We start from the raw sequence: 25,881 nt of genomic DNA on the forward strand, positions 1-25,881 counted from the left end.
GGGAGGCAACCCACAGCAGATCAACCGGACGAGTTCTCCACCGCCCGGATATCGCCGCGAAACGCGAGTGAATCCTGTCCCGACCGCGTAGCGTCGCCCTGCTGCCTCAGCATCTGCTTGCGCGCGGCCACCACCTCCTTGGCCAGGGCAATCCGGCGGCCCACCACCATTTCGGTCAACCAATCGATCAACGCGCGGGTGTATTCCTGCTGATGCTCCTTGACGCTCAACGCATGGTCCGCGCCGGCAATCACGCGTGAGGTCAGCGAGCGCGCCTTGACGAAGGCATTGGCATAGTTACGCAGCACCGGATGCGGCACGATGACGTCGCTTTCGGCTTCGACGAGCAGTACGTCGCCGGTATAGGCAGCGCAGGCTGCCAGCGCGATGTTGTCGTCGGGCGTCAGCGCACGTTGGCGGTACGCGGTCAGATCCGGATCGGCATTGAGGCTGACTTTGGGCTGGTCCCAGTGCGCGTCCTTGTAGAGCGCTGGCGATCGCAATGCCAGCCACTCCACCGGGCGCTCGCGGGTCAGCAATGCCGACAGATAGCCGCCATAACTCAGGCCGACCACGGCAATCGACTGTTGATCCACGTACGCGAGCGCTGCCAGCTGATCGTAGGCGGCGATGATGTCTTGCAGGTTCTGCGCGCGGGTCACGGTCTGCCGCATCGAGGCATGGCCCTCGTGACCGCGCAGATCGAAGGTCATGCAGATACAGCCCAGACCCACCGCTTCGCGCGCGCGCACCAGGCTGTGATGCTGGCTGCCGCCCCAGCCATGGACGAACAGCACTGCCGGAATGCCGGTCGGCGTGAGCAAGGTGCCGCTGAGCGCGTCGTGATCGACCGGGATGTCGATGCTGGAAAGTTTTGCTTCCATCAGTCGGTTGAGACCCTTCGGTATTTGTAGCGCGGACCGGCGCCGGGCTGGGTTGCACGGTAATACACCTGCGCATCGGCCGGTGGTTGACCCGCATAGATTTCGTGCGTGGATGCGCGCACCCAGTGCAGGTCGGGGTATTGCTGAAAACAGGCGATCGCCGCAAGCTCGGCCGGCGTCGCACCGCCAATCCGCCAGGATTGCTCCAGCACACCGCAGACAGCCACCGCAGATGCATCTTCGCCGCTGACCACATCGTAATTGCGCCGCGAAATGTGCAAGCCGGCAGTGGCGGCAACGATGCAGCGATCGTAGCGGCATGCCTGTTCCACCACGCGCCGCTGCAACGGCGGCAATGCGGTGGCCAACAGCGCTTCCAACGATCCGCGATGGACATGCAACGACGATCCGCCGTAGACCTCATCGCCTTGCGCATTGCGCACACTGCATTGCGTGCCGTAATACGCGATCTGGATACCGGCCACGCACAGCTCGCCCACGCTATGGGTCACTGGCTGCAGGATGTTGCGCTCCAGGACGGCGCCGTGGGTGCGCAGGTAATCCTCCGGCAACGTGTCCAACGCCTGCAACAGCGCGCCGCTGTCGGCGATGCGCCATTGCCCATTGCCGCCCACGCCGGTGGGCAGCTTCAGACGCACCCCGCCGTCGGCCAGCAGCAGATCCAGCGCAAGCAGCGCGTCTTCGCGCGAAAACACGGTGTAGCCCGGCAACGTGGCCGGCATCAATGCAGTGGCCAGTGCCTGGTTCCAGCCGTGGATCTGCGCGGCTGTCTCGCCGATCAACGGGTGGCCGATGACCTTGGTGGCGACAAATGCGTACGGCACGATACCGCCCAACAGGTCGACCGCATCGTCAATGGCCAATGCGCGTGCCTGTTCCGTGGTCAAGGTATCGTCGGGCACATGCAAGATGCGATGCTCGGCGCCTTCTTCACACATCACCGGATCGCAGAGCCCGCCATCACGGGCACCTAGCAGGCGTGCAATGTCGCTGCACACCCAGGCATGCGTGACACGTTCGTGTCCATCCGCAGGCACCGCACGCAGGGTGTATCCACGCACCAACCCGTAAGGCGGATCTGCCATCACATCCCCTTGCGGCAAGGCCGCATCCCGGCGCCGATCCCGTGACCGCCGGACGGCGCAGTGCGATGTTGCAGGTGCGCGTCTGCGCTTATTTCATGGCCAGATACAGGCCTACCACGATCAGCACCACCACGATCAGGCTGATGGCCATGCGCCCACCACGCAGCTCCAACAAGGCCTGCCACCACACGCGCGCTTCGGGTGTACCGCTGGCGTGGTGCGGCTTACGACGACTGCTTTCGCTCTCCTGCATCCTGTCTGCTCTCTCCATTACGTCATGGCATAGAGTAAGGATTAGACGTTACACAAGTGTGGAGCGGTTCAGAATCTTCCGTAAAATGCGGTACTGCACGCCTGTTTTCTCGCGAGCACCGCACGCGCAGTGGCGGTCGACACGATAGCGACTGACACGCCGCATCCTGGCGCGCTGCAGCTGGCCGATCGCATGTGCTGGCCTGTGCATCGCGTTTGCTCGGCTGCATTGAGACAGATCAAGCCAACGCGCCTGCATGCAACGCGTGTAGAAGCGCAGAAACAAGCTGACCAGTTAAGCGTCGCGTTGCGTGGGTGCAGGCCAATGGTCGGGTTCGATGATCATTCGTTGACATACCCGCAGTTACTCTGCGGGTCAAGTTTGTTTAACCCCGGAACGCCCCAAGTCATGAGCAGAGACCCCTCCGTCATCGATGTACAAGCCGAAATCGCGCATTGGCAGGCGCGGCATGCCCAGGGAAATCTGGGTGCAGGCAAGTTCAGCGAATTGTCTCCGGTGGTGAAGATGGCCTGCGATATCTATCTGCAGGCACCGCGTTCAAGCGACCAGGAACGTCTGCGTCTGTTTCGCGACCGCCTTGAGCATCACTTCATTTCGTCCAGCACACAGTCCAACTACGAGCAGCTGGCAACCGATTGCTGGCAGCGCCTGGGTGCGCGCAACAGTTGAGCACATCCGTCGTACGCAAGACCCGTTACTCATTGGAGATCGTCATGAAAACCTCGTATCAAGTGCAGCAGGAGCTGGAACGACTGGAGCGATTGGTGCCGCACATCATCAGCGACCAGGGCGACCGCGCGGAGGAAATCCTTGGCTTCCATGTGGCCAGCCTGCTGGGCAGCGCCCCAGTCAGCGAGCACGCCATGATTCGCGAACGTACCGTGCGCATGGCACGCCAGTGCCGCACCGCGCAGGATGCGATCCGCACACCGATCAGATCCCTGGGCATGGCACCGGCCGCCCAGCCGCAGTGGGCCTGATCAACGTCGTACCGGAGCCGCGTAGCGGCTCCTTTGCATTTCACCGTCGGCATTGCCGACTCACCCTGAGACATTCATGAAATCCACTCTTGTTGCTGCATCGTTGCTGGCCATGTTGACCCTTACCGCCTGCGATCGCCCCGGTGGCGACGCATCGCGCACTGCACCGGCAGTATCGCCGGAGCCGACCGCCGCACCGGTGAGCGGGAGCGGAGCAACCGAACTGGCCAAGGGCGATGGCGGTGCGCTGGGCGTGCTGGCTGCGATCGACGAAAACGAGATTGCACTAGCCAAGCAGGCCGTCGAGCAAGACCTGGGCGGCGCTACCGGCGAGTTCGCCCAGCAGATGTTGCGCGACCACGAAGCCAACCTGGAGAAGACCAAGGCGCTGGGGGCAACAGACAGCGCGCGTGCGGATGCGATGCGCGCCAGGGGCAAGGCCGCTGTAGAAGCGCTGTCCAAGACGCTCACCCTGCCCGACGGCAAGGACGCGTACCGCAACGCCTTCATGCGCAACATGGTCATCGACCATGGCGACACCATCAAGATCATCGACGCCGAACTGCTGCCCGCCGCCGAAAGTGCGCCGGTCAAGCAGCACCTGGAAGAGACCCGTCGCGTGGTGTCGGCACATTTCGAACGCGCCCACGCGGTCTCGTCGTCGAAGTAAGCGCACCGCCGCTGCACCCTGCAACGCGCCGGCCTGTTCGGCGCGTTTGCGTTTTGGCCGTCGCAGTGCATCGAGCGCATTGCAGCGCGGCTGCATTCGCGGGCCCGACACGCTAGGTGCGGTTGCACGTCACCACCTTGGACGCCGCCGTCCCGAGCCATCTGCACGAAGACATCGGCCGCAGCATCGGTAAGGTTGCCTGCGTTCCGCGCGCCCGCTTCACTTCACTGCGCCTGGGTCCGCCCTGGCCTATGGTGCCGCATCGACTCGACCCAGGATCCTCACATGCGTTTGCTCATCACCGGCGGCACCGGCTTCATCGGCCAGGCCTTGTGCCCCGCGCTGCTGCATGCCGGCCATCAGATCAGCGTGCTGACGCGGGACATCCGCCGGGCCAGCCGTACCCTGCCCGGCGTGACCGCCGTCGACACACTGAACGGGGTGCAGGCCGATGCCGTCATCAACCTGGCCGGCGAACCATTGGCCGCCGGACGCTGGACCGCCGCCCGCAAGCAACGTTTTCGCGATTCGCGGCTGGGCATCACCCGCCAACTGCACGACTGGATTGCGCAACAGCCAGCTGCGCAGCGGCCGTCGGTGCTGATCTCCGGCTCGGCGGTGGGCTATTACGGCGAGCGCGGCGACACCACCTTGACCGAAGCAGATGCCGCAGGCGATGACTTCTCGGCCGCGCTGTGCCGCGAATGGGAAGCGGAAGTCGCACGCATCGGCGCGCTTGGCCCGCGCGTAAGCTGGGTGCGCACTGGTATCGTGCTGGACCGCAACGGCGGCGCGCTGGCACGCATGCTGCCGGCGTTTCGGCTGGGCGGCGGCGGGCCGTTCGGCAACGGCCGGCACTGGATGAGCTGGATCCACCGCGCCGACATGGTCGCGCTGCTGGTCTGGCTGCTGCAGCACGGCCAGCCCGGCGCCTACAACGCCACCGCGCCCAACCCGGTCAGCAATGCCGAGTTCGCGCGCACGCTGGCCAAGGCACTGCATCGCCCCGCGCTGCTGGCGCTGCCGGCCGGGCTGCTGCGGCTGGGATTCGGCGAGATGGCCGACCTGCTGCTGATCAGTCAACGCGTGCTGCCGCAGCGTGCGCTCGATGGCGGATTCCGCTTCCAGTACACGCAACTGGAGCCGGCGCTGCGCGCCATCCTGCAGCACTGAGCCGCCCGGCGAGCCCTGCGGTTCGGGCTCCTGGGCCGCCCATCGGGGACGCAGCCGCGCCGGACGGGGCATGCACTAATATTTCCCTAACGCGCATCTTCGACAGTGCTGCGGATCTCGGATTGCCCGATGCCCAGCGGACCCCTTATGCACCTGCTCCTCGTCGAAGACGACACCATGCTGGCCAATGCCATCTGCGACGGCGTACGCCAGCAGAGCTGGACCATCGACCATGTCGGCAGCGCCAACGCGGCCAAGACCGCCCTGGTGGATCACCGCTACACCGCAGTGCTGCTGGATATCGGCCTGCCCGGCGAGTCCGGGCTGACGGTGATCCGCTTTTTGCGCAGCCACTACGACGCCACCCCGGTGATTGCGCTGACCGCACGCGGCCAGCTCACCGACCGCATCCGCGGCCTGGACGCCGGCGCCGACGATTACCTGGTCAAGCCCTTCCAGTTCGACGAGCTGATGGCGCGGCTGCGCGCGATCACCCGGCGCAGCCAGGGCCGCGTGGTACCGGTGCTCAGCCAGGGCGATGTCTGCGTGGATCCGAGCAGCCGCAAGGTCACCCGTGCAGGTACCTGGGTGGCATTGAGCGCGCATGAATATCGATTGCTGCTGGCATTGATGGAGCGTGCCGGGCGCGTGGTCACCAAGGATCAGCTGGAAGAAGGCGTGTATGGCGGCCCGTCGGAAGGCGGCAGCAACATGATTGCGGTGTATGTGCATCAGTTGCGGCGCAAGCTCGGCGATGAGCTGATCTCCACCGTCTACGGCCAGGGATACATGATCGGCAAGGCACCGGAATGACCTCCTTGCAGGCGCGCATGCTGGCGGCATTGGCGGCCATCGTCCTGCTGAGCTGGTCGACCTCGCTATGGATCCTGATCGCGCTGGTCACCCAGGGCCATCACAGCGTGGTCGAGCAGGAACTCAACCTGCTTGGCGACCGCCTGGTCAGCGCGCTGCCCGATACGCTGGAACGGCGCTTCGATATGGCCAGCGATGCCACCGGCACGCCGGGCGTTGTCGCCACGACAGGTGCCATGTCCTCGCGCATGAGCCTCAACCAGACATTGACCGCCGTGGTGCTCAACACCTTGCAGCTGGCGATCCTGGGCGTGCTGGTGTGGTGGGCGGTACGCACCTCGCTCGGGCCGCTGCGGTCGGTCTCGCTCGCCATTGCGCAGCGCACCGGGCTGGACACCGAGCCGGTGCCGCTGGAGCGTGTACCGGATGAAATCCGCCCGCTGATCGCCTCGTTCAACACCTTGCTGGCGCGCGTGGAAAAAACAGTGCAGGCCGAGCGCGATTTCGTTGCCGACGCCGCACACGAGCTGCGCACGCCACTGTCGGCGCTGCATGCGTATGCAGAGGTCGCCCTGCGTGCGCCCACGCTGGAGGCCAAGGACGCGGCGCTGCATCAGTTGCTGGAGACCGCACGCCGCAGCAACCGCCTGGCCGAACAGTTGCTGGATCTGGCGCGCCTGGATGCGGGCATCAGTTCGGCCGCCTATCACCAGGTCGACATGGGCGAATTGATTTCGCATGTACTGGACGAGTTCAGCGTGCAGGCCGACGCACGTCAGATCAACCTGCAGGTGGAGGCATCGCCGTGCCTGTTGCGCTGCGATGTGGATGCGGTGGGCATCCTGATCCGCAACCTGGTCGACAACGCCATCCGCTACGGGCGCACCCACGGCACGGTGGAAGTGAGTTGCGGCTACTGCCTGCGTGCCGATGTGCTGCACCCCTTCGTGCAGGTGAGCGACGACGGCCCCGGCGTGCCGGAGGCCGCGCATGCGTCGATCTTCGAGCGCTTTTATCGCGTGCCCGGCAGCGAAGTGCAGGGCAGCGGAATCGGGCTGTCGTTGGTCGCCGGCATTGCCCGACTGCATGGCGCGACGATCGAAACCTGCGAAGGCACCGAAGGACGCGGCCTGTGCGTGCGCGTGGTGTTTGCCGGCACCAGCGCGCCAACTGCCAAGCGCAGCTGACCAAACATGGCGCGGCCGCCACGCAGGTGTGGCTCGCGCCTTGAAACCGGGATGGACGGCTGCCCCTTGCCGCTTCCCTGCGCGAGCGGGGAGATCGCATAGGCCTGACCTCGCTGTAGGACCCAGCGCACAACGACGTCGCCAGCGTAAGCGGCCGCGCTCATCCGGTGGGCGCAGGGGGTTTGCCGATCCCAGCAAGAGGTCATGCGCGCTGTGGCGGGGTGCTGTCGGCTTCCAATAACTTTCTAAACCTGCCTGCCTAGAGTGCACTCACCGCACGCATCCAGGATGCATGGTGATGATTCGCCCGACCCGCTCCACCCCACAGGTTTCGACCACGCTGTCGCAACTGGCCATGCAACGCGCCGCCAACGACAGTGTGATCGCGTCTAGCACGGCGTTGGCACCGGCAGCGGAATTTCGCTGCGGCCGCACCGGTACGCGCAACCGCGACATCTGGTGTGCGTTACCGGACATCCGCAGCGCACGCCAGACACATCGCCTGCAACGCTGGGCCACGCGCGGTGTGTTGTTCACGGCTGCCGGTGCGCTGTTTGCGCTGGCGCTGGCACGTCTTCTGCTGCGTTGAGCATTCGCGCACGCCGCTTCCTTCACAACCGTTTTGTGTCTTACAGGACCCAGTCATGCCTGTCCATGTCATCACCCGTTGCTGCACGCTTGCCGTTGTCGGCATCACCCTGATCGGCTGCGCCAGCACCGGCCCCATGCCGTATCGCCAGTTGCCATCGTCCGGTTACCTGCGTCCGCACGACGGCAGCCGCGGCGATCGCATGCCGTACGCGTATCACAGCGATGTGGATTGGACGCACTACCACGCAGCCATTGTCGAGCCGGTCGCCATCTACCGCGGTCCGGACGCGCAGTTCGAGAACGTGCCGGAGCAGGACAAGCGCATGCTGGCCGACGTCATGCAGCAGGAATTCGGCAATGCCATTGCGCGGCGCTGGCGCCCGACGACGTCGGCCAATCGCGACACATTGCGGGTACGCATCACCCTGACCGGCGCCAAGCCCAGCAAGCGCGTGCTGGGCACCATCATGAAGGTGGATCTGGGCGGCGGTTCGTACAACGCCGTACAGGCCGCACGCGGCAAGGAAGGCGCATTCTCCGGGTCGGTCAGTTATGCGGTGGAGATCTTCGATGCGCAAAGCGATCGCCTGCTCGCCGCGTATGTCGAGAAGCAGTATCCCAGCGCAATGAACATCAAGGCCAGCCTGGGCGCATACGATGCGGCAAAGGCGGGAATCCGCAAGGGGGCCGAGCAGCTCGTTGAAGGGCTCGAGTAGCCAAGAGCAGGAGCTGCTTCCCTTGCCCCACCGGGAGAAAAAGGCGCCCCGCAGGGGCAGACGAGGGTACGCGCGCAGCCTCGCGAATGATGAGCGTGGGCGCGCGGCCTTGTGCAGTTGTAGCAACGCGACGTGGAGTCGAAATCCCTTTGGAGCATCACGCGCCGTAATCGAATCACCCTGCGCGCTTCGCCCCGTGCCCTCACCCCACCCGCAGGAGGGGCTTGAGCTCAGCGCCGGCTTACCCACCGCGGCGAACGCGTCTGCTACGCACATGAAAAAGGCCGGCGCTCTACGAGCGCGCCGGCCTCTCTCGATATGCATCACCTTTACGTAAATCTCGTTACGTAAATCTCAACTTGCACGTCTATCTCGTCCTGCACGTACGTCCAAGTTGCCGCACACATCTGCGCTGACAGCACGAGCGACGCGACGCAATGCCACCCTCAACCCTCAACCCTCAACCCTCAGCGCGTGACGCGCTTGACGGCCTTTTTGCCCACGGCCTTGCGAGCCGCAGTAGTCTTGGCCACGGCGCGCGTTGCCGGGGTCTTGGTGACTTTGGCCGCCTTCTTCAAGGCGGTCTTGGTCACGGCCTTCTTCAGCGGGGCCTTCTTTACTGCCGCCTGCTTGGTCGCGGTCTGCTTGGCGATCGGTGCTTTCTTGGCGATGCCTTTGGCCACCGACTTCTTGAGCGAGGCCGATTTGGCTGCGGCCTTCTTCGCGGCCGTGCGCGCGCTCACCGTTGCCACTGCGGTCTTGCGCGCCGCACTCTTGGCGGCGGTCTTGGCGCTCAGCGCAGCGGCTTCGGCCTTGGCGTTGGCCTTGGCGGTTTCCAGCTTCTGCCTGGTGTTGGCCTTGGTATCGGAGATCTTCTTCCTGGCCGCCGCGCTGGTGCTGCTCAACTTCTGCTTGGCGGCATCCTTGGTCGAGGTCAGCTTGTGCTTGGCCGCATCCTTGGTGGAAAGCAACTTCTGCTTGGCTGCATCCTTGGTGGCCGTCAGCTTGTCTTTGGCGGCGTCCTTGGTCGCGGTCAATGAGCGCTTGGTCTTGGCCACGCTACGCTTGACTGCGGTCGCCGCTTCGCCGGCCTTGGCAACCGCGTTCTTCTCCGCCTTGACCACCGCCTTGCGGGCCTTGGCGACGCGCGTCTTGACCTCTGCCACAGCCACGCCTGCAGCTTCCTGCGCGCTGGTCACCGCCTCGCTGGTGGTGCTGGCGATGGTGTCGGTCAGCTCGGTTGCAGTGCTCTTTACGCTATCGACGGCGTCGGACAGGGTTGCCGTCACACCATTGCCGTTGCTCATAGACCCTCCTTAGGGGCGTCAGTGCGGGAAACGTGGGCGATGCACGACGGCATGCATATGCTGAACAGGCATCGGATCAAGCGGACGCTACGCCCGGCTCGGCGGGCTGTCAACGCAATGGCGGCAAGGCATGCGCGGCTCTTTCACCGGCAGTTAAATTGCTGGCTGGCACTCTCGTTCAGCTTGATTTACGCAGCCAGACCCCCTATTGCTCTTCCACCGCGTAACCCGGAATCCGTTCCATGCGACCGCTTCCCACCTTGCTGACGCTTTCCCTGGCCGCCGCCTTCGGCGGCTTTGCCGCCACCGGCATCAACGCGTGGCTGGACAACCGCGCCGAAGCCACGCCGGCCGGCACTACCAACTTCACCTTGCCGGCAGCTGCCGCGTTACCGGCCGCGGTTGCCGGGCAACCGGTGCCCTCGCTGGCACCGATGCTGCAGCAGGCGATGCCGGCGGTAGTGAGCGTCAACACCAAGCAGGTGGTGCGCGTGCGCAACCCCTTCTTCAACGACCCCATCCTGCGCCGGCTGTTTCCGGAGATTCCGCAGGACCGCATCAACGAATCGCTGGGCTCGGGCGTGATCATCGATGCGCAAAAAGGCTATGTGCTGACCAACCATCATGTCATCGAAAATGCCGACGACGTGCAGGTGACGCTCGGCGACGGACGCACGGTCAAGGCCGACTTCATCGGCTCCGATGCCGACACCGACATCGCACTGATCCGCATCAAGGCCGACAACCTCACCGACATCAAGCTGGCCGACAGCAACGCCTTGCGCGTAGGCGACTTTGTGGTGGCGATCGGCAACCCGTTCGGCTTCACCCAGACCGTGACCTCCGGCATCGTCTCGGCGGTGGGACGCAGCGGTATTCGCGGCCTGGGCTACCAGAACTTCATCCAGACCGACGCCTCGATCAACCCCGGCAATTCCGGCGGTGCGCTGGTCAACCTGCAGGGTCAGCTGGTCGGCATCAACACCGCCAGCTTCAACCCGCAGGGCAGCATGGCCGGCAATATCGGCCTGGGGCTGGCGATTCCCTCCAACCTTGCGCGCAACGTGGTCGAGCAACTGGTGACCAAGGGCGTGGTGGTGCGCGGCACGCTCGGCCTGGAAACCCAGAACCTCACCCAGCAAATGCTGCAGGGCCTGGGTGTGGATTCGCTGCGCGGCGCACTGGTGACGCGCGTGTTGCCAGGCTCTGCGGCGGCCGCGGCCGGTGTGCAGCCCGGCGACGTCGTGGTGGCCGCCAACGATCAACGTGTGGACAGCGCAGAAGCGCTGCACAACTACGAAGGCCTGCAAGCGGTTGGCAGTGCGGTGACACTGGACATCCGTCGCGACGGCAAGCCGCTCAAGCTCAAGGCCACGCTGAAGGAACAGGACCGCGCGGTCACCGGCGACATGCTCGACCCGCGGCTGGGCGGCGCCACGTTCGTGGACCTGCCAGAGTCGCTACGTCAGTCCGGCATCACCGGTGTCATGGTCAGCGAGGTCAAACGCGGCGGACGCGCAGCGGCCAACGGCCTGGTGTCCGGCGATGTGATCGTGGCCAGCAGCATGGGCGAGTTTGCGGACCTGGCCAGCTGGCGCGCCAATTTCCAGCGCAGACCGCAGCAGCTGGTGGTGCGCATCCTGCGCGGCAACGCGCAATACGACGCGCTGATGCGTTGAGGCGCCGTGACTGCACGCTGTTTCCACTAACGCCTCCTACACCCCCCCGATGCTATTGCTACTGCACGACCGCACGTAAGTGGCGGCTGCCATCAATGACCGAAGGAGATATCGCATGAGCCCCACCAATACCGATCAGCTGAAGGAAAACCTGAGCGAAGCCGGCACCCACCTGAAGTCGGCCGCCAGCGCCGCCGGTGAAGCCGTCAAGGGCGCCACCAGCGCTGCGGGCGACGAGCTCAAACTCGGTCGTGCCAACGTCAAGGCCGAACTGTCCGACACCGCACTGGCTGGCATGGCCGCGGCCGAGTTCGGCGGCGCAGCAGCGAAGGAACAGATGGACGTGCTGGTCGCCAAGGGCAACGACTTGCTCGACAGCGCCACCGACCTGATCCGCGAGCGTCCGCTGGCCGCATTCGGCGTTGCGTTTGCCGCTGGCTGGGTCATCGCCAAGCTGGCACGTAGCAACGATAACTAAGTCGTGAGCGATCAGGCTTCTACAGCTGCCGGTTCCGGCGCGCCAGAGGCGCGTCCGGAAACGCCGGGCCTGGACGAAAGCGTACGTGCGGTCGGCGCTGCAGGCCGCGCAACGCTGGGCTCGGCCAAGGACACCGGTCGCGCATTGCGCCGGTTGGTGTCGGCCGACTTACGGCTGGCACGCAGTGCATTCGGACGTGGCCTGGCGTGGGCGTGCGTGGCAGTGGTGTTCGGCGCGTCGTCATGGCTGTTGCTGGCAGGCGCCATCATCGCCTTGCTGCAACGCGCCGGCTTGTCGTGGTTTCAGGCGATGTTTTTCACCGCCCTGGCCAGTTTGCTGGTCACCGGTATCGCGGCATGGCGAGTGTTCTTCTATTTCGATCATACCGGCATGAACGCAACGCGGCGTCAGTTGATCAAGTTGGGCATCTTCGACGATTCCAACGAGGACGATACCGCCGCCGCACCTGTCAGTGGGGGACATCCATGAAGTTCGGCACCATGCGTCAACACGTGGAACGCGCTGAATTGTTGGTGGAAGGGCGCGCGCAGGAAACGCGCACGCACTGGAGCCAGTTGCGCCAGACCTGGCGTGCAGGCTGGTCGCCGGCACGCATCATGCTGGTTGGCTTCGGGCTGGGCTTTGTCACCGGCCGTAACGAACCACAGGCCGCGCTGGGCAGCATCGCCAGCAAGCTGGGCGGCATTCCCAAGATTCTGCAGATGATCAGCACGATCTCTGCGTTGTTTACGGCGCACCGCGCGCAGGAAGCCTCCGAGCAGGCCGAGCGTGCAGCCGATAATGCCGAAGAAGTGGCGGCCGAACCGACGGTCACGGTGGTACAGGTACCCGCCGAACGCGCCGCCTGATCGTCGCTATTGGATGCGGCGCTCTTGCGCCGCGTCCTGGCATGGTCGAGGCCGCCAGCTCTGCATCCTCGCACTGACACCGCACGCACAGGCCCTGTGCGCGCCGTTGACGCATTGTGCCGATAATGGCCCACCGCTGGCAGCACGCCAGTCTGCTGCCAGGGCGCGCATGTCTATCCCCGTTGATTCCTTGGACACTGCCATTCCGGCAGATCCGCTCCCCCCGCCTCCGGCGCCTCGCCCACGGGCACCGGCCTCGCTGGTGGTGCTGGCAACGCTTGCGGTGGGCTACACCTTATGGGCGGCGCAGACGATCATCCTGCCGATCATGCTGGCGGCATTCTTCGCACTGATCGGCAATCCCATCCTGCGTGGACTGCGCAAGCTCTACATCCCGCGCTTTCTCGGCGCCCTGCTGGTGCTGTGCCTGGGCCTGGCCGGTACGGTGACGCTGGCCGCACAATTGGCCGGCCCTGCCGCCGAATGGGTGCAACAGGCGCCGCGCCAGATGCGGCAGATCGCACGCGATGTGCGCGATTTCACCAAGCCGGTGATGCAGGCCAATCAGGCGGCGGAAAACTTTGCACGCGCGGCCGGTGGCGAAGGCCAGCGCGGCGTGCAGATCGTGCGCACGCAGATGGACGACCCGTACAAGGCGCTGGTACGTACACCCAAGCTGGCCGCCTCGGTGCTTGCCGTGGTGCTGCTGACGTTTTTCTTCATGGTCTATGGCGAAAGCCTGCAACGGCATGCGATTGCGTTGTTGCCCAACCGGCAACAGCAACGCTTCACGACCGAGATCATGCTCGACATCGAGCGCGAGGTGTCGCGCTATGTGCTCACCATCAGCGTGATCAATACGCTGGTCGGGCTGATTTTTGCCGGCATTTTGTATGTCTTGCAGATTCCGCTGCCCGAAGCCCTGCTCTGGGGCACGGTGGTGGCGCTGCTGAATTTCGCACCCTACGTCGGCCCACTGATCGGCGTGATGCTGATGCTGCTGATGGGCTTTGTGGAATTTCGCACCCCGCTGTCGGCGATGCTGCCGGCGATCCTGTATCTGGCGCTGCACACCATCGAGGGCCAGGTGGTCACCCCGATCGTACTGGGCCGGCGCATGGCGATCTCGCCATTGATGCTGATCCTGGCGCTGATGCTGTTCGGCTGGCTGTGGGGCATGATCGGCCTGCTGCTGGCGGTACCGCTGCTGGTCTGCATCAAGATGGTGCTGAGCCGGGTGGAGGGAATGCAGCGCTGGGCCAGGCTGCTTGAGTAGCCGGGATTTGGGATTGGAGATTCGGGATTGGTAAACGCAACAGGCAGCTGCCGTTGCCAATCCCCAATCCCGATTCCCCAATCCCAACGCAAGACCGTAAAATCTCGCGATGAGTTTCCCAATCCGCGCCATCACCCTCGACCTCGACGATACGTTGTGGCCCTTCGCACCGATCGGTGCGCGCATCGATCAGGTGCTGTACGACTGGATGCGCGAGCACAGCCCGGTCACTGCCGAGCGGTTTCCGGTGGAGGCGATGCGCGAGTTGCGCGAGCGCAGCTTTGCCGACAACCCGCAGCTGCATCACGACCTCAGCGCGCTGCGCCGGTTGACGCTGGAAATGGCCCTGCGCGAAAGCGGCGGCGATCTGGAGCTGCTGGAACCGGCCTACGAGGTGTTCTATGCCGCGCGCAACCAGGTGGAATGCTATCCGGATGCGCTCGACGCGCTGGCACGCATCGCCGCACATGTGCCGGTGGCCGCGCTCAGCAACGGTAATGCCGATCTGCAGCGCATCGGGCTGATGCACCACTTCGCGTTTCAGCTGGGCTCGCGCGAACACGGCAGCGCAAAACCCGATGCGAGCATTTTTCTGGCGGCCTGCGCGCGGCTGGAGGTGCCGCCCGCGCAGGTGCTGCATGTGGGCGACCACATCCGCATGGATGTGCTGGGCGCGCTGGATGCCGGCTTGCGTGCCTGCTGGATCAATCGCGACGGCGCAGCGTGGTCGCACCCGACCCAGCAGCCGGACCTGGAGTTCGACAGCATGACCGGGCTGGCCGACTGGCTGGACGCGCAGCAACCGCACCCAGGCGCCGCGCGCGACGGCGTCTGCATTCCCGCCTGAGTTCAATCCGACCGCGCACACCGCCATTGAAGGATGTCCATGTCGCACCTCACCGGTTTCACCGATCCCGCCGCCGCCGCGCTGCCGCTGTATGTGCTCGACCGCGAGGGCTTTGCGCGCTGGTGCGCCGAGCAGCCCACGCGGGTGCTGGCGTGGGCGCAGGCGCAGCGCTTCGATGCCGCGCCCGGTAGCGTGTTGTTGCTGCCCGGCGACCAGGGCCTGGCCGGCGCGATCGTGGGCGTCGGCGACCGCGCCGATGCATATGCCTATGCGCATGCACCGATGGCGCTGCCGCCAGCCAGCCGCTGGACGCTGGCCAACAGCCTGAGCGACGCCGAACTGGGGTTGCTGCATCTGGGGTGGGGGCTGGGTGCCTATCGCTTCGCGCGCTACCGCAAGGTGCCGCGCGCACCGGCCGAGTTGGCGGCCACGCCATCGGCCGCCACGCGCGCACTGATTGCTGCGTGCCTGCAGGTGCGCGACTGGGTCAATACGCCGACTGAAGACATGGGCCCGCAGCAACTGGAAGACGCCACCCGCGCAGTGGCGCAGGCCCACGGCGCGCAGGTGGAGGCGATCGTGGGCGATGCGCTGCTGGCGCAGAACTTCCCCACCATCCACGCCGTGGGCCGCGCCTCGCATCGTGCGCCGCGGCTGATCCAGCTGCAGTGGGGCGACGCCGCGCATCCGCATCTGGTGCTGGTCGGCAAGGGCGTGTGCTTCGACACCGGCGGGCTGGATCTCAAGCCCGCCGATGGCATGCGCAACATGAAGAAGGATATGGGCGGCGCGGCGCATGCGTTGGCGCTGGCTGGCCTGGTGATGGCGCAGCAGTTGCCGGTGCGGCTGACCCTGTTGATCGCCGCGGTGGAAAACGCGGTCGGCCCGGATGCGTTCCGCCCGGGCGAAGTCATCACCACCCGCGCCGGCGTCACGGTGGAAGTGGACAACACCGATGCCGAAGGCCGCCTGGTGCTGTGCGATGCGCTGAGCTACGCCACCGAACAGCGCCCGGACCTGATCCTGGATTTCGCCACGCTCACCGGTGCCGCACGCATCGCGCTGGGCCCGGATCTGCCAGCCCTGTTCGCCAACGACGATGCATTGGCACAGGCCTGGATCAGCGCCGGCGAGCAGACCCGCGACCCGGTCTGGCGCATGCCGTTGTGGCGGCCGTACCTGCGCTATCTCAACAGCCATGTGGCCGACATGGCCAATGCCGGCTCGCGCATGGCCGGCGCGGTGACCGCGGCGCTGTATCTGGAGCGCTTCGTGGCACCAGGCCAGCCATGGGCGCATCTGGACGTCTACGCCTGGAACGACAGCGACCGCCCAGGCCGCCCCGCCGGCGGCGAAGCGCTGGCGCTGCGCTCGGCATTTGCGATGCTGCAGCAACGCTACGGCGGCTGAGCGGCATCGGCCGGGAAATGAAACGCGCCTTTCTCGCACTGACGATAGCGACGTTTTCGTTTCTCTTGCATGCCGAGACGCCGCGTTCGAACGCGTGGCGGGAAAACCTGCACCTCCTCGGCGAGAATGGCGGAAGTCGGTCGCGGTTGGTTGATCTTCTTGGTACCCCTGCCATCACACAACAGCTGCTTGTCAGCAACCCGACTACCTATCTCAAGGGCGGCCCAACGCACTGCGTTGCGGTCTCCAAAGGGCAAACGCTTCAAGCGTGGTATTACCCGATCGACGACGCGGGCTATTGGGTGATGCTGAAGGACGGCATGATCCAGTGCATTGCCTTTGAGCCGGCACACTCCGCTCCCTTACTGCCGCCTTGATCCGGACATCGGCAGCAAGACCCGCCTCGGCGGCGACTGACTCCTTGCTGGTCGCTGGCGATGTAGCAGGCGTTCCCACCAGCCACTACCCCGGCGAGCGCAACAACGGCGCAATCGTGCGCATGCGTGTCTGGGTGGCCGGGCCGACCAAGGCAAATGCGGTTTCGCCTTCAGCCCAGTACTGCGCCAACAGCCGGCCATCGCGACGTTCGCCAGTCGGCATCGGCCCGCTGCGTGGACGCAGATACAGACCAATGCGCGCGCCGTCGGCATCGCTATACACCAGCATCGCGGCCGCGCCTTCCGGTGTGGAAAGCAACTGCCCCCCATGCAGCGTATAGCCCTGCGCACGCAGATCCGGCACGGCGCCGGCGCGGCCGAAATGCGCGCGTAACCACGGCTCCAGCTCGCTGCGGCGCCGCACGTCCAATGCCACGCCCTGATGCGCACCAACTTCGGCATCGGCAAACAGGCGATACGCGGCCACGGCATCGGCCATCGGAACACGCTGGCTGGCCAATTGGCGCTCACGCAGCTGCCAGCCCAGCCCGGTGCCCAGACCCAGCGCCAAGACGCAGCTGGCTGCCACACCGGCGATGGTGCGCCGTCGCTGCTGCAGGCGGCGACGCACGGCTGCCGGTGTCACCAAGGCAGTGGACTCAACCAGCTGCGGACCTGCATAGGCCGCGCGCAATGCCTCGGCGTCACGCTTCCAGCCGGCCACGCGTGAGGCGGTGTCGGGATGCGCCTGCAACCAGGCCGACACCCAGGCGCGCGCATCGGCGTCCAGGCGACCATCGACGTAGGCGTGCAGATCATGCTCGGTGGGCGTCGGGCGCGTCATTTCAGGATCCTCAACGCCGGTTCCGGCGAGACGGTCTTCGGTGCCGTCGCACCTTCATTGAGCAGCCGCAGGCGGTCGCGGGCCCGCGACAGACGCGACATCACCGTGCCGATCGGGATGCCGAGGGTATCGGCCACCTCGCGGTAACTGAAACCCTCCACGCTGACCAGCAACAGCAGTGCGCGTTGCTCCGGTGGCAACTGGCCAAGGCTGGCGAGTAAGGTCCTGCCAGCATGCACCCGTTCGGCGGAGGCGGATTGGCTCTCCTGTTGCGCCGAGAACAGGCCAAGCACGCGTTGCCAGCGCGCGGCACGCCGCTTTCCGTCTAGGAACTGCCGGTACAGGATGGCGAACAGCCAGGGCTGCAAGGCATCGCTGGTATGGCGGGTGCGCCAGCGGCGTAGTGCGCGCTCCAGGGTGGCCTGCACGAGATCGTCGGCAGCGGCCGGTTCGCCGGCGAGCGAACGCGCAAAACGCCGCAACGGGGGCAGCACCGCCTGTAGCTGGGTGTCGTCGAGCTCATGCATGGGCAGTGGTGGCAGTGGCATCACGATATGGACGCGCCGGGAGGAGGATTATTCCCTGCCTGCAGCGAACGTCTCGCACCGCATGCACGGTCGTGGAATAGATGGGTCTACGCGCCGTCTCACTCCATCCATCCACTCGGAGCCAGCCATGACGTTGCCACCTCCCTCCCCCGGACACACGCGCCGCCCGGTGCTCCCGTTGCTGGGCATTGCTGCCATCGCCGGTGGGATCGCCATCGCGTTTGCCTGGACCGCCGGCTGGATCGGCGGCGACCGGCTCACCGCCGCGCGCATGACCGATACCATCGAATCCAGCGGGCCGCCGCATCCGGGCTTTCGGCGTGCGCATACCAAGGGCGTGTGCGTGAGCGGGCAATTCCAGTCCAGCGGCAAGGCGAGCTGGCTGTCGTCGGCGCGCATCTTCAGCCAGGCCAGCACGCCGGTGCTGGGGCGCATGTCGATCGGCGGCGGCGACCCGCATGGCGCCGATGGCGCGGCGCGCGTGCGCAGCATGGCGCTGCTGTTGCGCAGCGACGACGGGCAGGAATGGCGCACCGCCATGAACAGCTTTCCGTTCTTCGTGGTGGCCACGCCGGCCGGCTTCCAGGCCCTGAATGTGGCCTCCAAGCCGGACCCGGCCACTGGCAAACCGGATCCGGAAAAACTGGCCGCCTTCGGCAAGCAATATCCAGAGGCCGCCAAGTTCCAGCAGTGGGCCAAGACCGCACCGTGGTCGGATAGCTGGGCCAACACGCAGTACAACGGCGTCAATGCGTTCCGCGCGATCGCAGCGGATGGGCGCGAGCGCTACATCCGTTGGTCGATGCGCCCGCATACGCCGTTCAAGGAATTGAGCGCCGAGCAACGCAAGCAGGCCGATGGCGATTTTCTCGCCACCGACCTGGATGCGCGGCTGGCGCAGGGGCCGTTGCGCTGGGACATGGTGTTGACCGTGGCCGAACCCGGCGATGCGGTGGATGATCCCTCGCAGCCGTGGCCGGAGAGCCGCAAGCAGATCGTGGCCGGGACGCTGACCCTGAATCATGCGCAACCGCAGGCCAACGGGCCGTGCCGCGATCTGAACTACGATCCGCTGATCCTGCCCAAGGGCCTTGCCGCCTCCAACGACCCGATCCTGGCCGCGCGCTCGTCGGTGTATTCGCAGTCGTTCAACCGCCGCGAGCGCGAGATCGCCAGCGGCAAGGGCAGTGCCGCCACCGGCCAGGGAGCCCATCAATGAGCCGTCCGACGCACTTCAACCTGCCCGCGCGCGTGCTGCATTGGCTGATGGCCGCGATGATCCTGACCATGCTGTTCGTCGGTGTCGGCATGGTCGCCTCGGTGACGCAACGGCCGTGGTTGATCGATCTGCATCGCCCGTTGGGTATCGCGATCCTGGTCCTGGCGGTGCTGCGCCTGATCAACCGCCTGCGCCATCGGCCGCCGGCACTGCCTGCGGATTTGCCTGCCTGGCAGAAGGCCGCCGCGATCGCCTCGCACTGGCTGTTGTATGCGTTGATGCTGGGCATGCCGTTGATCGGCTGGGCGATGCTGTCGGCCGGTGGCTACCCGATCGTGCTGTGGCCCGGCGCGAACCTGCCGGCGATCGCTCCGCACGACCCGGCGCTGTATGCGTGGCTACGCACGGCGCATGGCTGGCTGGCGTATCTGCTGTTCGCCACCGTGCTGGGGCATCTGAGCGCGGCGCTGTTCCATGCGTGGGTGCGCCGCGACGGCGTGTTTTCGAGCATGGCGCGTGGGGAGCGGTCTGCGCGTTGACAGGGTTTAGGTTGATCGTGGATTGACGGAGAGCTGCGAGAGATCGGCAGATGGTCCACTGCATTCAGCGGCAGCGCCAAATTCCCTCCTCCCGCCGGGAGAAGGTGCCCCACGGGGCGGATGAGGGGAGGGGCGGAGCCTATTGCGGTTGGAGCCACACGCGTGGCTTCGCCCCGTCCACTCGCCCCACCCCCTCTCCCGTGGGAGAGGGGCTTTATCACGCTCGGCACTTCGGTTGGCAGAGAGCTGCGCAACCCAGCCTTGCGCTTCGCATTGACGCAGCGCGGCTCGGTTTCGTCCTGCATGTATGCAAGAGCGCGGTGGTTCAGCGGGCGCGTTTTGCTTTTGTCGCAGATTCCGGCGCTGCGATGCCCTTGCCGGTCGCTGCCCAGTAAATCCCGCCGTACAGATGCTCCAGATAGCGCGGGTCGTTGTACGCCTCGGCCAGATGACCAAGCGCCGTTGCGAAGACACGGCCGCCTTCGAAATGGTGGTACCACGCCACCGGGTGGTGTTTGCCCATGCCCTTGGCGACCTGGCCCGGCCAGATCAGCGTTGGGTCGTAGCTGGTTTCATCCACCGTCAGCAGCGTGACCAGATCGTCGCTGTAGGGCGGGTCGTATTCGTACCACTCGTCGCTCCACACCCAGCGCTTGGGCAGGCCCGCGGTGGCGGGGAAATTGGCCTCTACCACGTCCACCATCGCGGTCTGCATGTACGGATGGGTGCGGAACGAGCGGCCGATCAGATGGTCGTACCACTCCCACTCGCCGCGCCTGATCGCAAATGCCTTGTGCACCAACACCACGCCGCCGCCGTTGCGCACGTATTTCTGGAAGTTGGCCCGCTGGGCAGGATCCAGATCGGTGGCCGGCGTATTGAGCAGCACGATGGCTGCGTATTGCGAGAGGTCGCCATCGAAGGCCTTGGCATTCCATGCCCACACCATCTCGACGTAATGCTTGCGCGCCATCGCCTCGAACTGCGGTTTGGCCACCGGGATGTAATCGTGGTGGTACTGGTTGGGGATAGCCGCCACCAGAATCTTGAATTGCTCGGCCGATGCATTGAATGCGCAGATCAGCAGCAAGCCCAACAGCCACACAGGTTTCATGCAGTTACTCGTGTTGGTGACGATCGCCGGGCAGTGTACCTGCGCGGCGACGGCATGCCTTCGCACGCATTTGGAATAGCTGTGATTCGCGCCAGAGCGCATGGGCGATGCAGGCGGCTGCGTATCGACGCGATCGCAAAGCACGCACTGCGTGCAACGTCGCAGTGCGCTTGCTTACACGATGCCGCACACACGCGCACCAGATGCATGGCTGCAGTGCGGCGACCGGCCGCTCGCAGGATCTCTGCCGATTCACCGCCCTGGCCGCGTTCGCTCTGCGCTCAGCAGCACTGTGCCGATGCCGCAAGCTAAACACGCCGATGGCGATCACGTACTGCGGCGTCCACCAGCAGCTACAACCAGCCTTTCTGCCTTGCCAACCGATACGCTTCGATGCGATTGGCAACGCCCAACTTGCCGATGCACTCGGACAGGTAATTGCGTACGGTGCCATGCGAGAGCTGCAGCTGCTGTGCGATCTCGCTGGCCGAGCGGCCTTCGCCGGCCAGCCGCAGCACGGTGCGTTCGCGCTCGCTCAACGGGTCGGCTTCCACCCAGGCATCCATCGCCAGTTGCGGGTCGATCACCCGGCCGCCCCGGTGCACCTGGCGCAGCGCACTGACCAACTGTTCGGCCGGCGCGTCCTTGAGCAGATAGCCGGCTACGCCGGCCTCCAGCGCGCGGCGCAGGAATCCTGGCCGGGCAAAGGTAGTGACGATCATCACCCGCACCGGCAGCGCCTGACGCTGGATGCGCTGCGCCAGTTCCAGGCCGCTCAACCCGGGCATCTCGATATCGGTGACCAGCACATCCGGCTGCAACCGCTGCAGCTCGCGCCAGGCGGCTTCGCCATCGCCGGCGCTGCCGACCACGTCGATGTCCTCTTCCAGCCCCAGCAGGGCCACCAGGGCGCCGCGCAGCAGCGCCTGGTCTTCGGCCAACAACACCCGGATCATCGCGCGCGCTCGTCTGTGTGCAACGGCTGAGCACGATAACAGCGCTGACGCATGACGTGCATGGCAGCGCTGCGCCAGCCAGGAGCGATCAGCGCGGTTGCGGCATCAGCGGCGCGGACAGCGGCGGACTTGCCGGCTCCGACGCGGACTGCGGCAATGGCACGCTGGCGCGCAGGCGCATGCCGCGCGGCAAGGCCTCCACCTCCAACGCACCGCCCACGCTCTGCACGCGTGCGCGCATGCCGTCCAGGCCGTTGCCGGGCACGATCACCCCACCGCGTCCGTCGTCGGTGATTTCCAGCAATGCGTGTTGGCCATGGGCACGCAGGCTCACCCGCACGCGCCGTGCCTGTGCGTGACGCTGCACGTTGGTGGCCGCCTCGCGCACCACCAGCGCCAACGCAGTTTCGTGCTCGGGCGGCAGTGGCAGCGGCTCCAATGTGTGCTCCAGCGCGATGCCGTCCATGTCCAGCAGCACCCTGGCCGATGCCAGCTCGGCCACCAGCCCGGCGGCGCGGATGCCGGTGACCGCACGCCGCACCTGCGCCAGTGCATCGCGAGAGATCTGCGCCACCGCATCGATCTCGTTCCGTGCAGCCTGCGGATCGCGCTCGATCAGGCGCGCGGCCAGGTCGGATTTGAGCGCCACCAGCGACAAGGTGTGGCCCAGCAGGTCGTGCAGATCGCGGCCGATGCGCTCGCGCTCGGCAGTGGCGGCCAGCCGGCGCACTTCGTCCTGCGATAGCCGCAGCAGCGCATCCTTGCGTTCGTTGATGCTGTACACCGCGCCCACCGCTGCCATGCCCAGCACCGACACCGGCAACCACACCAGCGATTGCAGGCGCATCCCCAGCCAATGCGCCCAGCCCAGGTAGAGCACATTCATCACCACCAATATCGCGAAATGCCGCCACAGCGCATGCCGCGTGGAAGGGCGCAGGCTCAGGCAGGCAAATACGAAGTAGCTGATGCCCGACGCGTACACCGGCAGCAGCGCGGCGCTGAGCGCCCCCATCGCCCAGGCATAGCGGTACAGCGTGCCGCGCGGCGCCAGCAACATGCGCGCGTACAACAACAGGAAGACCGGGTACGACAGCAACGTGCACAGCCACCAGGTGCTGTCGTAGCCGCGCGTGGAAAACACCGGCACCACAAACACCCAGGCCGACCACAGCAGATGCACCGCATCCATCCACGGCGATTGGCCCTGCGCCAGGCGCGCGGCCACTTGCGAATTTGCGTCCGGACGAAGCCAGGTCGGGAGACTCAGGTGCATCGGAATGGATCCGTGGGAGTGAGCGGATTCTGCCACCGCCGCGCTCGCCTGGGCGCGCTCCGTGGCAGGACAGGATGGGTGAGCGGCCTCATGCATGTGGAGTGAAGCTGGCTGCGGATGGCACGCCTTGCGGCGGCGCGGCAGCCAGCGCATTGATGGTGGAGCGGCACCCGTAACGCAAACGGAGTCGGTAGTCAGGCCTCGGCGCAAGCATGCTCGCTCGCGCGGGCTACGCACAGTCGCGCCTGTCATGGCATGCAGGTGACACCTGTCACTGGTCGCGGCGGCCGGCCAGCCGCATGCTGCGCAGCACCTTGCAGTTGCACCGTACCGGCTGACCGTTGGTCGCCTCGCTGCAGTTGGTGACTTCCGGCAGCTTGCGGCGCGCCCTGCAGGCGGTCACATTCTGCGCAGCCTTCTGTCCTGGTTATCGATGAACACATCCGCCGATCTGCTCAAGCAACTCCGCATCGACCGCCAGCGTCCTGCCACGCCGCCGCCCGCGCGCCGCACCGGCTGGATCATTGCCACCATCGTCGTGGTCATCGTGCTGGCTGTGGGCGCATGGTGGTTCACGCGCACACCGGTGCTGAAGGTGCAGACCGCGCCGGTGGTGGCGATCAGCGCCGGCAGCAGCAGCGCCTCGGTGCTGGATGCCTCGGGCTATGTGGTGGCGCGCCGCATGGCCACGGTGTCGGCGCAGGTGACCGGCAAGGTGCGCGAAGTGATGATCGAAGAAGGCATGCGCGTCGAACAGGGCCAGGTGATGGCCACGCTCGACCCATTGGATGCCGATGCGCAGCGCACGCTGTCTGCATCGCAGTTGTCGGCCGCGCGCAGCCAGGTCGACAACATGCAGGCGCAACTGGCCGTGGCCAATGCCGATGCCACACGCCTGCAATCGCTGGTGGGTGCGCAACTGGTGTCGCGCTCGCAGTACGAACAGGCCACCGCGCAGCGCGACGCATTGCGCGCGCAGTTGCAGAACGCGCAACGCAACGTGCAGGTGGCATCGGACCAGTTGGCCATCGCCGGCATCCGCTCGGACTTCAACGTGGTGCGCGCGCCGTTTGCCGGCGTGGTCACCGCCAAGGCGGCGCAACCGGGCGAAATCGTCTCGCCACTGTCTGCCGGTGGCGGCTTCACCCGCACCGGCATCGGCACCATCGTGGACATGGAATCGCTGGAAATCGAAGTAGAAGTGGGAGAGTCGTATATCGGCCGGGTGCAGCCGAAGATGCCCGTGGAAGCGGTGCTCAACGCCTACCCGGAATGGAAGATTCCTGGCGAGGTGATCGCCATCATCCCTACCGCAGACCGCGGCAAGGCGACGGTGAAAGTGCGCGTGGCGCTCAAGGTCAAGGACCCGCGCATCGTGCCGGAAATGGGCGTGCGGGTGAGCTTTCTGGAGCAGGCCAAGCCGCAGGAAGCCGCCAAGCCGCAAGGCGTGCGCGTGCCCGCAGCGGCGCTGGTCGAACGCGATACGCGCACCGTGGCCTTCGTGGTCGGCGAGCGCAACGCGGTCAGCGAGCGCGCCGTCACCACCGGCATGACCATGGGCGAAGACCGCCAGGTGGTGTCCGGATTGCGTGCCGGCGACAGTGTGGTGCTCAACCCGCCAACGGCATTGAAGGATGGCGACACCGTGGCCGAAGCGGATGCGGACGCTGCGCAGTAATGGCTGGCCCGGCGAACACAGCGCCGGTCCGCGTTATCGCTCGCAGCACCGTAGCGATGTTGTCCCCACCACGCTGCATCCGGATGGGCTTGCTGCAATGAAACATCCTCGCTGGAGAGCCGAACGCGATCCAGCCCATCGGCCTGAAGCAGGTTGTTGTGCTGTTTGAAGGGCTTCGAACGGCATCGAACACGAGGTTACCCGCGAGTGCTGCATACGGCGATCCGGCTGGGTTGGCTCGCCTCGCACACCGCGCAGCAACGCGCTGCCGCTTGATCGCCTTACCGTCGTCGTGCATCGCATCGCCGCTCTTGCAGTCGCAGTCGCTGTGCCGCACCGCTTCCTCATCCCATTGCATCGCCAGGAGTCGCCATGACCGCTCTCGTCAGCTTGCGCAACATCACCAAGACCTACCAACGCGGCCCGGAGCAGGTGCAGGTGCTGCACGGCATCGATCTGGAAATCGCCGCCGGCGATTTCGTTGCGTTGATGGGCCCGTCCGGTTCGGGCAAGACCACCTTGCTCAACCTGATCGGCGGGCTGGACACCCCCAGCGGAGGCGAGATCGAAATCGAAGGCGAGCGCATCGACCGCATGAGTGGTGGGCAACTCGCCACCTGGCGCAGCCACCACGTCGGCTTCGTGTTCCAGTTCTACAACCTGATGCCGATGCTCACCGCGCAGAAGAATGTGGAATTGCCGCTGCTGCTGACCTCGCTCAATGCCGGCCAGCGCAAGCGCAATGCGGAGATCGCCTTGACCCTGGTGGGCCTGCAGGAACGCCGCAACCACAAGCCCAGCGAGTTGTCCGGCGGCCAGCAGCAGCGCGTGGCGATTGCGCGCGCCATCGTGTCCGACCCGACCTTTCTGATCTGCGACGAGCCCACCGGCGATCTGGACCGCCACAATGCCGAAGAAATCCTGCGCCTGCTGCAGGAACTCAACCGCGAGCACGGCAAGACCATCGTCATGGTCACCCACGACCCCAAGGCTGCCGAGTACGCCACCCACACCATCCATCTGGACAAGGGCGAGCTGGCCGACGCGCCACTCGCGCTCTAAGGGAGCGC

At 65.8% G+C, this 25,881-nt stretch carries 29 protein-coding genes; 20 read left to right on the forward strand and 9 right to left on the reverse strand.

All coding sequences use genetic code 11. From position 1 onward, the window contains the following. Positions 1 to 20: 20 nt before the first annotated feature. The 3 genes from VZ068_RS19450 to VZ068_RS19460 all read right to left on the reverse strand — a co-directional run bounded on the left by VZ068_RS19450 (position 21) and on the right by VZ068_RS19460 (position 2,243). Complete coding sequence (locus VZ068_RS19450; RefSeq protein WP_349656217.1) at positions 21 to 884, reverse strand: alpha/beta fold hydrolase; 864 nt, start codon at positions 882 to 884, stop codon at positions 21 to 23. After that, a complete protein-coding gene (locus VZ068_RS19455; protein ID WP_349656218.1) occupies positions 884 to 1,990 on the reverse strand; it encodes a DUF3182 family protein in 1,107 nt (368 codons plus the stop codon). The genes VZ068_RS19450 and VZ068_RS19455 overlap by 1 nt, the downstream gene beginning before the upstream one ends. 88 nt (positions 1,991 to 2,078) lie before the next feature. After that, a complete protein-coding gene (locus tag VZ068_RS19460) occupies positions 2,079 to 2,243 on the reverse strand; it encodes a hypothetical protein (RefSeq protein WP_259157079.1) in 165 nt (54 codons plus the stop codon). Between the two features lie 408 nt (positions 2,244 to 2,651). Here VZ068_RS19460 and VZ068_RS19465 point away from each other — a divergent pair, with 408 nt between their 5' ends. From VZ068_RS19465 to VZ068_RS19500, 8 genes are all read left to right on the forward strand, one after another. Next, positions 2,652 to 2,933: a hypothetical protein gene (locus VZ068_RS19465; protein ID WP_003486531.1), complete on the forward strand. Its 282-nt coding sequence runs from the start codon at positions 2,652 to 2,654 to the stop codon at positions 2,931 to 2,933. A gap of 44 nt (positions 2,934 to 2,977) precedes the next feature. Beyond that, a complete protein-coding gene (locus tag VZ068_RS19470) occupies positions 2,978 to 3,244 on the forward strand; it encodes a hypothetical protein (RefSeq protein ID WP_349656219.1) in 267 nt (88 codons plus the stop codon). Between the two features lie 76 nt (positions 3,245 to 3,320). Further along, on the forward strand, positions 3,321 to 3,914 hold the full coding sequence (locus VZ068_RS19475) for a DUF4142 domain-containing protein (protein ID WP_259157116.1): 594 nt from the start codon (positions 3,321 to 3,323) through the stop codon (positions 3,912 to 3,914). A gap of 285 nt (positions 3,915 to 4,199) precedes the next feature. After that, on the forward strand, positions 4,200 to 5,087 hold the full coding sequence (locus VZ068_RS19480) for a TIGR01777 family oxidoreductase (RefSeq protein ID WP_349656220.1): 888 nt from the start codon (positions 4,200 to 4,202) through the stop codon (positions 5,085 to 5,087). A 147-nt stretch (positions 5,088 to 5,234) separates the two neighbouring features. Next, positions 5,235 to 5,900 carry a response regulator transcription factor gene (locus VZ068_RS19485; protein ID WP_104612320.1) on the forward strand — a complete coding sequence of 222 codons (666 nt, stop codon included), beginning with the start codon at positions 5,235 to 5,237 and terminating at the stop codon, positions 5,898 to 5,900. Continuing rightward, positions 5,897 to 7,087 carry an ATP-binding protein gene (locus VZ068_RS19490; protein ID WP_349656221.1) on the forward strand — a complete coding sequence of 397 codons (1,191 nt, stop codon included), beginning with the start codon at positions 5,897 to 5,899 and terminating at the stop codon, positions 7,085 to 7,087. Before VZ068_RS19485 ends, VZ068_RS19490 begins: the two co-directional genes overlap by 4 nt. Positions 7,088 to 7,385: 298 nt before the next feature. After that, complete coding sequence (locus VZ068_RS19495) at positions 7,386 to 7,676, forward strand: hypothetical protein (RefSeq protein ID WP_349656222.1); 291 nt, start codon at positions 7,386 to 7,388, stop codon at positions 7,674 to 7,676. 55 nt (positions 7,677 to 7,731) lie between these two features. Next, a complete protein-coding gene (locus VZ068_RS19500) occupies positions 7,732 to 8,394 on the forward strand; it encodes a DUF3313 domain-containing protein (protein WP_349656223.1) in 663 nt (220 codons plus the stop codon). A gap of 467 nt (positions 8,395 to 8,861) precedes the next feature. On the opposite strand, the gene VZ068_RS19505 is transcribed toward VZ068_RS19500, so the two are convergent. Continuing rightward, positions 8,862 to 9,701, reverse strand: coding sequence for a histidine biosynthesis protein HisIE (locus tag VZ068_RS19505; protein WP_349656224.1), 840 nt, complete (start codon positions 9,699 to 9,701; stop codon positions 8,862 to 8,864). Between the two features lie 242 nt (positions 9,702 to 9,943). Between VZ068_RS19505 and VZ068_RS19510 the strand changes: the two genes are divergently transcribed. The 8 genes from VZ068_RS19510 (at position 9,944) to VZ068_RS19545 (ending at position 16,637) form a co-directional block, all read left to right on the forward strand. Next, positions 9,944 to 11,380 (forward strand): Do family serine endopeptidase, encoded by a 1,437-nt coding sequence (locus VZ068_RS19510; RefSeq protein ID WP_349656225.1) that lies wholly within the window; start codon positions 9,944 to 9,946, stop codon positions 11,378 to 11,380. A gap of 115 nt (positions 11,381 to 11,495) precedes the next feature. Next, the gene (locus tag VZ068_RS19515; protein WP_046965216.1) at positions 11,496 to 11,858 is read left to right on the forward strand and encodes a hypothetical protein; all 363 of its coding nucleotides are present in this window, start codon (positions 11,496 to 11,498) and stop codon (positions 11,856 to 11,858) included. A 3-nt stretch (positions 11,859 to 11,861) separates the two neighbouring features. Next, the gene (locus tag VZ068_RS19520) at positions 11,862 to 12,347 is read left to right on the forward strand and encodes a phage holin family protein (protein WP_349656226.1); all 486 of its coding nucleotides are present in this window, start codon (positions 11,862 to 11,864) and stop codon (positions 12,345 to 12,347) included. Then, positions 12,344 to 12,727, forward strand: coding sequence for a hypothetical protein (locus tag VZ068_RS19525; protein ID WP_349656227.1), 384 nt, complete (start codon positions 12,344 to 12,346; stop codon positions 12,725 to 12,727). Before VZ068_RS19520 ends, VZ068_RS19525 begins: the two co-directional genes overlap by 4 nt. Before the next feature lie 169 nt (positions 12,728 to 12,896). Beyond that, complete coding sequence (locus VZ068_RS19530) at positions 12,897 to 14,003, forward strand: AI-2E family transporter (protein ID WP_259157135.1); 1,107 nt, start codon at positions 12,897 to 12,899, stop codon at positions 14,001 to 14,003. Positions 14,004 to 14,112: 109 nt separating this feature from the next. Then, positions 14,113 to 14,850: an HAD family hydrolase gene (locus VZ068_RS19535; RefSeq protein ID WP_259167020.1), complete on the forward strand. Its 738-nt coding sequence runs from the start codon at positions 14,113 to 14,115 to the stop codon at positions 14,848 to 14,850. A gap of 39 nt (positions 14,851 to 14,889) precedes the next feature. Beyond that, the gene (locus VZ068_RS19540; RefSeq protein WP_259157137.1) at positions 14,890 to 16,260 is read left to right on the forward strand and encodes a leucyl aminopeptidase family protein; all 1,371 of its coding nucleotides are present in this window, start codon (positions 14,890 to 14,892) and stop codon (positions 16,258 to 16,260) included. Positions 16,261 to 16,277: 17 nt separating this feature from the next. Further along, the gene (locus tag VZ068_RS19545) at positions 16,278 to 16,637 is read left to right on the forward strand and encodes a hypothetical protein (protein ID WP_349656228.1); all 360 of its coding nucleotides are present in this window, start codon (positions 16,278 to 16,280) and stop codon (positions 16,635 to 16,637) included. An 85-nt stretch (positions 16,638 to 16,722) separates the two neighbouring features. Here the strand turns inward: VZ068_RS19545 and VZ068_RS19550 are convergent, their stop codons facing one another. After that, positions 16,723 to 17,481, reverse strand: a complete 759-nt coding sequence (locus VZ068_RS19550) for an anti-sigma factor (protein WP_349656229.1) — start codon at positions 17,479 to 17,481, stop codon at positions 16,723 to 16,725. Continuing rightward, positions 17,478 to 18,008, reverse strand: a complete 531-nt coding sequence (locus VZ068_RS19555) for a sigma-70 family RNA polymerase sigma factor (protein WP_349656230.1) — start codon at positions 18,006 to 18,008, stop codon at positions 17,478 to 17,480. Before VZ068_RS19555 ends, VZ068_RS19550 begins: the two co-directional genes overlap by 4 nt. 148 nt (positions 18,009 to 18,156) lie before the next feature. Here VZ068_RS19555 and VZ068_RS19560 point away from each other — a divergent pair, with 148 nt between their 5' ends. After that, a complete protein-coding gene (locus tag VZ068_RS19560; protein ID WP_349656231.1) occupies positions 18,157 to 19,248 on the forward strand; it encodes a catalase family peroxidase in 1,092 nt (363 codons plus the stop codon). Continuing rightward, positions 19,245 to 19,787, forward strand: coding sequence for a cytochrome b (locus tag VZ068_RS19565; RefSeq protein WP_349656232.1), 543 nt, complete (start codon positions 19,245 to 19,247; stop codon positions 19,785 to 19,787). The genes VZ068_RS19560 and VZ068_RS19565 overlap by 4 nt, the downstream gene beginning before the upstream one ends. A gap of 325 nt (positions 19,788 to 20,112) precedes the next feature. Here the strand turns inward: VZ068_RS19565 and VZ068_RS19570 are convergent, their stop codons facing one another. From VZ068_RS19570 to VZ068_RS19580, 3 genes are all read right to left on the reverse strand, one after another. After that, positions 20,113 to 20,901 (reverse strand): ThuA domain-containing protein, encoded by a 789-nt coding sequence (locus tag VZ068_RS19570; RefSeq protein WP_349656233.1) that lies wholly within the window; start codon positions 20,899 to 20,901, stop codon positions 20,113 to 20,115. Between the two features lie 353 nt (positions 20,902 to 21,254). Continuing rightward, entirely contained in the window at positions 21,255 to 21,857 is a 603-nt protein-coding gene (locus VZ068_RS19575; RefSeq protein WP_259167026.1) for a response regulator transcription factor, read from the reverse strand. Positions 21,858 to 21,945: 88 nt separating this feature from the next. Next, on the reverse strand, positions 21,946 to 23,133 hold the full coding sequence (locus VZ068_RS19580; protein ID WP_349656234.1) for a sensor histidine kinase: 1,188 nt from the start codon (positions 23,131 to 23,133) through the stop codon (positions 21,946 to 21,948). Between the two features lie 433 nt (positions 23,134 to 23,566). On the opposite strand from VZ068_RS19580, the gene VZ068_RS19585 reads away from it, so the two are divergent. Then, positions 23,567 to 24,811: an efflux RND transporter periplasmic adaptor subunit gene (locus VZ068_RS19585; protein WP_349656235.1), complete on the forward strand. Its 1,245-nt coding sequence runs from the start codon at positions 23,567 to 23,569 to the stop codon at positions 24,809 to 24,811. Positions 24,812 to 25,183: 372 nt separating this feature from the next. Beyond that, a complete protein-coding gene (locus VZ068_RS19590; RefSeq protein WP_259157154.1) occupies positions 25,184 to 25,873 on the forward strand; it encodes an ABC transporter ATP-binding protein in 690 nt (229 codons plus the stop codon). The last annotated feature ends 8 nt before the right edge of the window (positions 25,874 to 25,881 follow it).

This window comes from Xanthomonas sp. 10-10 (assembly GCF_040182365.1).
GTDB classification, from domain to species: domain Bacteria; phylum Pseudomonadota; class Gammaproteobacteria; order Xanthomonadales; family Xanthomonadaceae; genus Xanthomonas; species Xanthomonas arboricola_F.